This is a genomic window from Kitasatospora sp. NPDC007106 (assembly GCF_040634455.1).
In the GTDB taxonomy this organism is placed as follows: domain Bacteria; phylum Actinomycetota; class Actinomycetes; order Streptomycetales; family Streptomycetaceae; genus Kitasatospora; species Kitasatospora arboriphila.
The window spans coordinates 1-1689 of record NZ_JBEYFP010001106.1; the positions used below are offsets into that span (position 1 = coordinate 1).

General features: G+C 74.6%; 2 protein-coding genes. One reads left to right on the forward strand and one right to left on the reverse strand.

All coding sequences use genetic code 11. From position 1 onward, the window contains the following. The coding region (locus tag ABZ641_RS36210) for an alpha/beta fold hydrolase (protein WP_359988736.1) at positions 1-452 on the reverse strand (452 nt) is incomplete at its 3' end. A gap of 230 nt (positions 453-682) precedes the next feature. Between ABZ641_RS36210 and ABZ641_RS36215 the strand changes: the two genes are divergently transcribed. Next, positions 683-1327 (forward strand): LysE family translocator, encoded by a 645-nt coding sequence (locus ABZ641_RS36215; protein ID WP_359988737.1) that lies wholly within the window; start codon positions 683-685, stop codon positions 1325-1327. The last annotated feature ends 362 nt before the right edge of the window (positions 1328-1689 follow it).

A 1689-nucleotide genomic window follows, 5' to 3' on the forward strand; every position in this document is an offset into this window, starting at 1 on the left:
GCCGCGGCGTCGCCGCCGGCCGCGGCCAGGACGGTGAGCAGCCGGTCGAGCGCGGTGGTGCCGGAGAGCGCCACGCCCGCCAGCCGCTCCGAGTGGTCGAGGACGTACTGCTGGGAGGCGAGGGAGCCCAGGCTGTGGCCGACCAGCACCAGTGGCAGCCCGGGATGGCGCCGGTGGGCGAGGTCGGAGAGTGCGACCATGTCCTGGACGAGCAGGTTCCAGCCGTCCTCGCCGAGGTGGCCGGGGCCGGCGCCGACGCTGTGGCCGTGGCCGCGGTGGTCGGCGGCGTACACGGCGTACCCCTGGCCGGTGAGCGACGCGGCGAGGTGGGCGTAGCGGCGGGCGTGCTCGCCCGTGCCGTGGGCGAGCTGGACGATGCCGCGCGGCGGGCCGACGGGCTGCCACTCGTGGACGTGGATCTCCAAGCCGTCGCTGCTGGTGAAGGTGAACATCCGGCGGCTCCTCGGCAGGTGGTGCGCGGGCCGCGGGCAGGGGAGGCGGCCCGGGGGCCGCCAAGGCCGGGGCGTGCAGTCGTCGCCATGCGCGCCGGGTGCGGGGGCAGCCCGTTCGTGAAGACGCTACGCCATTCGACAATGTCGAACAATGGTCGGTCGGTCTCGGATCGGCATCGGCGCGGCGGGGTGGTCGAACACCTGAGCGGGGGTCGGGATAGGCTCGCCGGGTGATCAGCGCGAGTGCCATCGGCGGAATCGCCGCAGTCTCCTTCGGCATGGTGATGACCCCCGGGCCGAACATGATCTACTGCGTGTCGCGGTCCGTCAGCCAGGGCCGCCGCGCCGGACTGATCTCGCTCGGCGGCGTCGTGCTCGGCTTCCTCGTCTACCTCACCGCCGCGGTCGCCGGGATATCCGCGCTCTTCGCGCTCGTCCCGACCGCCTACCTGGCGCTCAAGCTCGCCGGCGCCGGCTACCTGCTGTGGCTGGCCTGGCGGGCCTTCCGCTCGCCGGCCCACTCGCCCTTCCGGGCCGCCGAGATGCCCCACGAACGGCCGCTCAAGCTCTTCGGCATGGGCGCCCTCACCTGCCTGCTCAACCCGAAGCTGGCCGTCCTCTACATCACCCTGCTCCCGCAGTTCGTCCGGCCGGAGAAGGGGCAGGTGGCCCTGCAGAGCGCCCTGCTCGGCCTCACCCAGATCACCGTCGGCACCCTCGGCAACGCCGCCTTCGTGCTCACCGCCGGCGCACTGGCCGGCTTCCTCTCCCGCCGCCCGCTGCTGCAGCGCCTGCACGGCTGGGCCACCGGCACCCTGCTTGCCGCCTTCGCCCTGCGCATCGCCACCGAACGCAGCCGCGCCGCCGTGGCCTAGGAACGGCTTCAAAGGGCGTGCGGGTGGGTCACCCCAGAGGCGCCCCCGCGCGGCCCCTGGTGGTGCACCGCGGCTGCGGTGGCGTCGATCCTGCTGCTCACCGCCCTGCCGGCGTGCCACACTCGCAGGAACGGCAGTCCGGCCGCGGCCGCGAACGGCCCGCCGGTCCACGGTCGCCCACCACGGGAGGCAGACGGCATGGCCTTCGACGGCTCGATCCCCGGCGCCTACCAGCAGTACATGGTGCCGCTCCTCTTCCGCCCCTACGCCCGGGACCTCGCCGCCCGGCTGACGGCCGACCGGCCCGCCCGGGTGCTGGAGACGGCGGCCGGCACCGGCGCGGTGACCCGGGAGCTCGCCGC